At 58.6% G+C, this 8,212-nt stretch carries 8 protein-coding genes and 1 pseudogene; 4 read left to right on the top strand and 5 right to left on the bottom strand.

Annotated features, from left to right (window positions below; all coding sequences use genetic code 11):
• Positions 1 to 754: 754 nt before the first annotated feature.
• The 3 genes from VSR34_RS36915 to VSR34_RS36905 form a co-directional block, all read right to left on the bottom strand.
• Entirely contained in the window at positions 755 to 982 is a 228-nt protein-coding gene (locus tag VSR34_RS36915; protein ID WP_342965067.1) for a hypothetical protein, read from the bottom strand.
• Positions 983 to 1,085: 103 nt separating this feature from the next.
• The gene (gene tnpB, locus VSR34_RS36910; protein ID WP_342965066.1) at positions 1,086 to 1,454 is read right to left on the bottom strand and encodes an IS66 family insertion sequence element accessory protein TnpB; all 369 of its coding nucleotides are present in this window, start codon (positions 1,452 to 1,454) and stop codon (positions 1,086 to 1,088) included.
• Positions 1,454 to 1,813: a hypothetical protein gene (locus VSR34_RS36905; RefSeq protein ID WP_342965065.1), complete on the bottom strand. Its 360-nt coding sequence runs from the start codon at positions 1,811 to 1,813 to the stop codon at positions 1,454 to 1,456. Before VSR34_RS36905 ends, tnpB begins: the two co-directional genes overlap by 1 nt.
• Positions 1,814 to 1,864: 51 nt before the next feature.
• Between VSR34_RS36905 and VSR34_RS36900 the strand changes: the two are divergent.
• Positions 1,865 to 2,047: pseudogene (locus tag VSR34_RS36900) on the top strand (transposase domain-containing protein); the annotation flags it as partial.
• A 61-nt stretch (positions 2,048 to 2,108) separates the two neighbouring features.
• Here VSR34_RS36900 and VSR34_RS36895 read toward each other — a convergent pair.
• Together VSR34_RS36895 and VSR34_RS36890 are read right to left on the bottom strand one after the other, a co-directional pair.
• Entirely contained in the window at positions 2,109 to 2,270 is a 162-nt protein-coding gene (locus VSR34_RS36895; RefSeq protein WP_342965068.1) for a helix-turn-helix domain-containing protein, read from the bottom strand.
• A gap of 172 nt (positions 2,271 to 2,442) precedes the next feature.
• On the bottom strand, positions 2,443 to 3,450 hold the full coding sequence (locus VSR34_RS36890; RefSeq protein WP_342965064.1) for a cytochrome P450: 1,008 nt from the start codon (positions 3,448 to 3,450) through the stop codon (positions 2,443 to 2,445).
• Positions 3,451 to 4,279: 829 nt separating this feature from the next.
• Here VSR34_RS36890 and VSR34_RS36885 point away from each other — a divergent pair.
• From VSR34_RS36885 to VSR34_RS36875, 3 genes are all read left to right on the top strand, one after another.
• Positions 4,280 to 5,746, top strand: coding sequence for a nucleotide sugar dehydrogenase (locus tag VSR34_RS36885; RefSeq protein ID WP_342965063.1), 1,467 nt, complete (start codon positions 4,280 to 4,282; stop codon positions 5,744 to 5,746).
• 136 nt (positions 5,747 to 5,882) lie between these two features.
• Entirely contained in the window at positions 5,883 to 7,232 is a 1,350-nt protein-coding gene (locus VSR34_RS36880) for a glycosyltransferase (protein ID WP_342965062.1), read from the top strand.
• 426 nt (positions 7,233 to 7,658) lie between these two features.
• The gene (locus VSR34_RS36875; protein ID WP_342965061.1) at positions 7,659 to 8,204 is read left to right on the top strand and encodes a hypothetical protein; all 546 of its coding nucleotides are present in this window, start codon (positions 7,659 to 7,661) and stop codon (positions 8,202 to 8,204) included.
• The last annotated feature ends 8 nt before the right edge of the window (positions 8,205 to 8,212 follow it).

Below are 8,212 nucleotides of genomic sequence, written 5' to 3'. Positions count from 1 at the left end.
CTTGGGAATTTGCGATTGCCGAAATAGATTGTTTGCATAGTGACCTACGAAAATTCAACGAAGATGGCGCGCAGCGGAACACCTACCAGACTGCCAGAGAAGAATCTGTACCGCCTCGACGGCTTTGCCTACACCGCGCAACGCTATACCCACCGACCGTTGCTGCTAGACCAATAACCCCCCCAAGGCTTATCAGCACATCGTGACGCGCAGCGGCGTACCGTCGTGACCACGAAAAACAAAGTCATCGATGCATCAGCGATGTTGCCCACGGCAATACCCACCGTGCCACCACTTGTCTCCGAATGGCGTAGCAGCAACCAGTCACGCATAGCCCATACACACGGCCTCTACGGATTAACAATGCGCTTGACGTTGAGGCCTGACTACGCGTGACGCCCGGAGACTATTTTTTCGAGAAAAGGCTGTCATCCATGGCCATAATTCAGTGGTCTTGAATTTCGCGCAGATCTGCAGGACATGGACGCTGCGTTCCAGCGCCCGCACCGCTGCGCCCATTAGCATGGCGACCAGCCCGCCCGCCGCACAGAACCCACTTGATTCCAAGCACACAAACACAGTCCATACCAGAGCTAACGGAGCTCAAATGGTGCCACACGGTTGGTTGCAGTTGCCAGAAAACGAGTATCAAATCAAATGATGCAAATGATGCAAAGGCTTATACTGCCGTCCGTTCGTGGGCCGCGTTGCCGCAAAGCCGACGGTCGGTTCGGATATCGGGGAACCGTGGAGTTCATGTCTGATCCCGGCGCATTGGCGGTGCACGGATCGGGGCGCTGCGCGCGAGGATGTCGACGACGATCATCGGAGCGCCGCAGTGCCGGCAGATGAAGACGGGCCGGGTTTCGATGGTGGCGTCGTCCGGTGACGGGCTGATCGCGGGTGCCACGTGTAGTAGATCGCGCACCCTGGCGATCCTGGCGCGGCGCACCGGGTTGGCGAGCAGTCCGTAGCACCGCATCGCATCGCGCCGACAACGCCACCACGTGCGCGGTGAGCGCAGCGATGGTCTCGCCGGTGGCGGCAGTCGATGACATGGCCATCATCATAGGGCAAGGTATGCCTCATGGCGAGGGCCTCACAGGTGATTGCGGCTGCGGGTGCCGGTAACGATGCCGCTGCCGGATGACCTCGATTCCCTCCAGCAACAGCTTCAGTTGCGTGACATCAATCTCACGCGTATCCACCCGGTTCCAGTTGGCCAGAAAACGGCCTTGCTCGAGCCGCTTGGCCCAAACGCACCAGCCGCTGCGATCGAAGTAGAGCACCTTGATCTGCGTGGCACGACGGTTGATGAACGCGAACAGATGGCCCCCAAGTGGATCGACCGGCATGCTGTGGCGTGCGATCGCGTGCAAGCCATCGAATGAACGCCGCATGTCCACGGGGACGCCGTACAGGAACACGCGCACCTGCTGTTCCGGGAAGAACATCAGCTTCTCGCGATCGTGAGAACGATGCCGCCGGGCAGATCGAGGCGGATCGTCAGATTCGCCTGTCCCGCCAGCGTGCCCGGCTCGATGTGCGTGTCAGTTGCCGCAATGGTGCCCAGATCGACAAAGGCTGTGCCTCCGGTGGGCACATCCGCACCACGCGGTGATGCCGGGCCCTGCAAGCGCCGCCGCCAATGATAGAAGCGAAACTCCGACACCGACTCATCGCGGCAAAACGCTTTGACCGTCTGTCCGCACTCTGCGAAGCGCGCCAACCGTTGCCGCCATGCAGATTCCAGTTCCTCTCGCTTTGCTGTTGCCCTCATCGTCTGCTCCTGATCGCACTGAACGAGGAGCATTCTGCAACGACACTTACGCGAGCTCTATAACGCTCATGGCTTACCGCTTACATTGCGCAAAGCCTGCTGGTGACGTGCAAGCTGCACGACATCGATCCCTATGACTATCTGGTCGACGTGCTGCAGCGCGTGGGCCAGCACCCGGCGTCGCGCGTGCATGAACTCACACCGCGAATGTGGAAATCGCTCTTCGCCGGCAATCCGCTGCGCTCGCCCTTACATCAGGACGTCTGAGATCGCAAGGACGTCGGTCAATTACCGATTACCTCGCAACCTCAACTCTACGCCCGCCGCTTCACCACAACGGCGTGGGGCCGACTATATGATTATCAGAACCCCGGCGTGCGCGATCGAGATATTCCCAGACCGTCGCGCGCGACAAACGAAGCGCCGAGGCGATTTCCCGATGACTTTGCCCGTTGGCGTGAAGGTGAAGGACTTCCTTGATTTGCCGCATGGATAACCTTTTGCTCATGTGACCGCTCGACAAAAAATTGTCCAGCGTGCCACGGGTTATCCCGCGTCGTACCTGCCTGATTACTGCTCGCTTACGCGTGGAATCCGTGCTCGGGTGCACGTGGAATCGGCGCTCGGGTCACCGTGGAATACTCAAATAGCGCGCGGCAGGCTCACGCACGCACAATATCCACTTGCGAAACCCCCAGCAGCCCGGTGAGCCGCACATCGGCCATGGTCTGACGCGGGCTCACCATCAGTCCGCTGCCGCGCACGATGTCGAGCAGCATCTGGGCCAACGGCATTACCATATGCCGCCCCCAACAGCGCTCGGAGGCATGGCCGAACGGGAGATAGCCGGGGTGATCGTCGGGGTCCAGATGGTCCCAACGCTCAGGCTGGAACCTGTCGGGATCCTCCCAGAGGGCCGGGGCGCGGTGGCTCAACAGCGGCAGCAGCAGGATGTCATCGCCCGGCCGGATCCGACCATCGAGCGCGGGATACTCAGGCGATGCATTGCGCAATATGTTCCAGGACGGTGGCAGCAGCCGCAACGCTTCGTAGATGATGTTTCTGTTCGACATGCGATCGTCGAACGGCGAGCCCAGCCACAGCGCGTTGGCGACCAAGGTGGAAATCGTGAAGCAAACCGGCGCGGCCGTACGCCTGTACAGGCCCATGGCGTAGCGCCGTTCCCCATAGTTGGGCGCGGCTGCCACAAAAGCGGCGGTGGCGGAAGCGCCTTGGCGCAACTTGAAAGGGCGCACCGCCCCCGTGGCGATGACCGCCCAGGTGAGCATGGGTGTCAGCTCCAGGATGCGATTCATCAGAAAGCGCAGCCGGTGCGGATCGTCGCCGAGAATCATGTCGCGCAGATAGACGTGCCCGACATGCGGCCAGGCACCGGCGAAGTCGATGTGCTCGGAAATGGGGCGCTTCAACGCCATGCGAACGTCGCGGCCGATCGCCTGCATCTGCTGCAAGGCTTGCGCGCGGGCGATCGAACGACCATGCAGCGGCTTGAACGTCGGGCGCTCGACTTCGGCGGCCGGCCTGGCATTGAGTATCCTGTCGATCAACTCGGCCCCGGCGACCCCCACAGTGTTGGCATCCAGCCGGAACAGATCCTCGCCGGGATGATTGCGCATCAACGCGCTGAGCCTGGGCGCAAATACGGTCATCCGCGTGTGTCGGTCGGCGATGGGCAACGGCGGCAACGGTGAGGCAGGGTGGACGGGCAGAGAACCACGCCCGGCGAACTGATCGGTAGCTTCACTGGACGCGGTTCGGAATGTTATCAGAACAGATGACGATTCGAAACCTTAGTACCAGATATACCAAGCATAGGCCTTGAGGCTTTTCTTGGACGCAAGCTTGTCTTTCAGTGCGAAAAGAATCTTCATGAGTAACCTTTCCTTTGGAAACAAACCACCCTAGTAGTAAGGCGGCACTTTGATGAGTGTGCGTGCTGTCGCATGCATGCGTCAAGACGAATGGCCTCGATACATGCAAGATGCACATCTTGAGACATGTGCAATTTACTAATAAATCAGATAAACATCTGCAAGTAAACTAAAGCGTATTACATCACAGTCAGTCCGTGCCGTGAAGGAGCCGGCCCAGACGGGGCGTCAACGTCAACTCAAACGTGTCGGGAGCCGGGTGGTTGGGCATCGCCCGCCGCCGTGCCCAACCTTCTTCGCGCGTCCGATGGCCGTCGCATCAACGAGCCCACTCTTTTACATGTTCGTGCCGGGGTTGTCCGAGTCCAGCGCTGGATAGCTACTTCCGGTTGACATGATCGGTGTGCCCGCTGCTGCCGAAAACTGGCCATTACTGGGAATTTTGTTGCGTCGTGTAAAGAGGAACCGCATGCAAGATTGATTTACAAATCGTGGTCCGCGTCGAAATCCTCGCGCGCTATGGTGTCGCCTCGACGCTCACCGACGGACTCTTCGCATACCCCCGGGAACGACCTGGCGTATCGCGTTATTTCGCTGAAAGGAAACCATGATGGAGCAAGCTATTGTCACCGTAGATCGTGCTGATCCCCGAGCCCAAAATCGCATCCAGTCTCTTGACGAGTCTCTCTCGACACTCGAAAGCCGCCCTCTCCTCGCGGCATACGACGAATCGTCACCGGCGTCGCGAGCAACGGGAGAATTGCTCCAACGTATCGTCAAACGCGAAGCACACGTCGCGGTGGTCGGACTCGGCTATGTTGGGTTGCCGTTGGCAATGGCCGCGACCGAAGGTGGTTTCAACGTCGTTGGCCTGGATATCGACGCGCAAAAAGTGGCCATGCTGAATGCGGCGCAATCGTACATCCAGCACGTCAGCGACGACCAGCTCGCCAAATTCGTCGCACAAAAGAAGTTTTTCGCCACGACGGCGTTCTCGGCAATCCGCGATGTTGACGCCGTGCTGATTTGCGTGCCGACACCGCTCACCCGCCATCGGGAGCCGGATCTGTCATACGTCGTCAACACGGTCGAATGTATTGCTCAACATCTGCGACCAGGCCAACTGATCGTACTGGAATCTACGACGTATCCCGGCACCACGCGGGATATCGTACGTCCACTTCTCGAGCGTACCGCCCTGAAGTCGGGCGACGATTTTCTTCTAGCATATTCTCCGGAACGCGAAGACCCCGGAAACCCGGAATATCTCACGACGCGAATTCCCAAGGTCATCGGCGCAGATAGCGCTTACGCACTGGAGGTCGCTCGCTCACTGTATGAGCGCATCGTAGCCAAGACGGTCCCTGTTTCGTCGCTGGAGACAGCCGAGGCGGTCAAGCTCACCGAAAACATCTTCAGAGCGGTCAACATCGCCCTTGTCAACGAGCTCAAGGTTATCTACGAGCCGATGGGCATCGACATCTGGGAGGTTGTCGAGGCAGCCAGAACGAAACCGTTCGGCTATATGGCATTCTATCCGGGGCCGGGTCTGGGAGGACACTGCATTCCCATCGATCCGTTTTACCTGACGTGGAAGGCTCGCGCTTTTGGCATCACGACCCGACTCATCGAGACCGCGGGCGAGATCAACACGTCGATGCCGCGTCACGTCGTGGATCATATACTGTCCGCGCTATCCGATCGATACAAGAAGAGTTTGAACGGGGCACAAATCCTGATTGTTGGCGTGGCGTACAAGCGCAACGTCAACGACGTGCGCGAGAGCCCAGCGTTCAGGCTAATCGAACTGTTGACGGAGCGAGGCGCAGCCGTCGAATACCACGATCCGCACGTGCCGGAGGTCCCGCCAATGCGGGAACATCCGGCCATTCAAGGCCTAAAGTCGGTTTCCTGTGAACCATCTCAGCTTCGCCAATACGACGCCGCTGTGATCGTCACGGATCACGATGACGTCGACTACCGGCTCATTGTCGAGAACTGCCCGTTGGTTGTGGATACGCGAAATGTTTGCGCACGCCGTGCGATCGCCGCAGGTAATGTTGTGAAGGCGTGAGCTCGACACGGTTCCAAATCGAAGATGGGGCACAGCTTCCCGACATTGCCCCGACTCATCGTCTCGATCTCTTTTCGTTCGCAGGAGTGCGACTGTGGAAAATCATTCTCCGCTCTTCATGAGGCAGATTTAAGATATGCAAAACGAACGATCGATTAAGAAACCCTGGCTCGCCAGAGCCCTGCTTAGCAGGTGTTGGAGCTGGAAAGAATCACTGGCTGCAATCGTTCCGTTGTGCATCGTGATGCTGCTCGTGATCGCACTGCCTCGGCAATTCGTGCTGATCGTCACACTTGTCAAAGAAGGTGACTGGACCAAGCCGCTCCAGTATGGTGTGCTGTTTCTCATTCTTGCCAGTATGGCCTCCCGCAGCACTCACACGCTGCTGTGGTTTATGTACCGACCGGTTCCCGCGGCCTCGGCACCCCTCGCTCCCTCATTGACAGTAATCATCCCGGCCTTCAATGAAGGAGCCATGGTCGAAAAAGCCATCTTCTCCGTGGCCGTCGCCGAATACCCTGCGGATCGCCTTCAGATCATTGTCGTCGATGATGGAAGCACCGACGACACATGGGTGCACATTGACCGAGCAGCGGCACGACACCCTGATCTTGTGCAGGCGGTTCGGTTTCCTCGCAATTGCGGCAAGCGCGCCGCTCTGGCAGAGGGCTTTCGGCGCGCTCGCGGCGAAGTCACGATCACGGTCGATTCCGACAGCATCATCGACTACGGCACCTTGTTGGCAATGGTGGGGCCATTCCGCGACCCGAAAGTCGGCGCGGTCGCCGGCAAGGTCATTCCGTTCAACCGGCATGCTGGATTGTTACCGCGGATGTTGCACGTGCAGTTCACGTTGGCCTTCGACTTTCTTCGCAGCGTGCAATCGACCTACCGCACGGTCCAGTGCTGCCCGGGGGCTTTGGCCGCCTATCGCACCGACCTCGCACGCCGCATCCTGCCAGACTGGGAGAGTCAAACGTTTCTCGGCGTGCGATGCACGTTCGGGGAGGACCGCTCCCTGACGAACTACATTCTGGCCGAGGGCTACGACACGGTTTTCCAGCGCACCGCCGTGGTAAAGACCATCGTTCCCGAGACATATCAGAAGCTGTGCAAGATGTACTTGCGATGGGGGCGCAGCCAGATCCGGGAAGGTTACCGATTCTTCCGCATCCTTTGGAAGCGCCCGGCGACCGCTCGATTGATTGCCTTCTACGACATGGTCGTTGGAACGATAGTGAGCCTGGCGGGATATGCCCTCCTGCTGCCGATATTGTCGAGTATTCACTGCACGGCTGGGCTAATTCGACTGATCATCGCCATTGCGGTCACCGCACTATTCAACACGCTTTATTTTCTACGCTCCGAGCGTTCGTGGGAATTCGCATTCGGGATCCTCTACACATATTTCGCCCTGTTCGGGCTCACCTGGATCCTGCCTTACGCTGCGTTGACCGTGCGCAAGACATCGTGGTTGACGCGATAACGTCGCGCTTCTTTCATCCTCAGCAGCGCGCTCGCCAATGCGACATTGCTTGGTAATTCAGGAATAGGAGCTTCATTTTGCGGCTTGGAAGACTCACCACGATTTCCACTATGGTCGTCGTGATCGCCGGATCCGGAACTGGCGGGTGGATCTGGTATTCGCATCACGCTGGCCAGCCGAAGTATGCGATTGCAATCGCCAGGAAAGCGGAAATTCAAGACACAGTGTCCGTCCTCGGTGTGCTGGAGCCAAGTCAGTACGTGGATGTCGGCTCGCAGGTCGAGGGACAACTGACGAAGCTCACGGTGGGGCTGGGCGACACAGTCAAGCAGGGTCAACTCATGGCTCAGGTCGATCCTGTCGCCTACGCCGCGAAGGTTGGCGAGGACAAGGCGGAGATCGCTGACCCTGAAGGCGCAATCTCAGATGTGGATCGCCAAGCGCGATCTCGCCCAATGGACCTACACTCACAACCAGCAGTTGGTCGAAAAAGGGGCGGCGACCGCGCAAGCCCTGGAGCAAAGCCAGTCGGATCTCAAGTCCGCACAGGCGACGTTGACCTCGATCAGCGCTCAAATCGAAAAGACCGAACAGACTTTGGTTTCCGATCAGGCCGATCTGAACCACACGGCAATCACTGCACCCATCTCGGGCCTGGTGATCTCGCCAACGAGCTCGGTGTATGGAACCACTTGGACGAAACAGGATATCGCCCACCTGAAATGGATCACGGTAGCGGTGAACGATACCGCGCAGCTCAATGCCACGACAACGGCCATCACGGCATTACTGCACAAGAGACATGGAACGATTGACTTTCAGGTGCAGAGCATGACCGCGGGTTCTGTTGCAGTAAGAGGCCAGTTCAAGTGCGACGCGTGTCGCCGTCCGCCGGACGTAAATCGGCAATGTAGTGGATGGCAAAGCTCTTCTCTGCCTTGTCACATTCAACACCTGATTGTCGGAGTTTGAAGCCGTGA

The organism is Paraburkholderia sp. JHI2823 (assembly GCF_038900695.1).
Classification (GTDB): domain Bacteria; phylum Pseudomonadota; class Gammaproteobacteria; order Burkholderiales; family Burkholderiaceae; genus Paraburkholderia; species Paraburkholderia mimosarum.
Note: the sequence above shows the minus strand (reverse complement) of the source record. Positions and strands in the feature narration are given on the sequence as shown.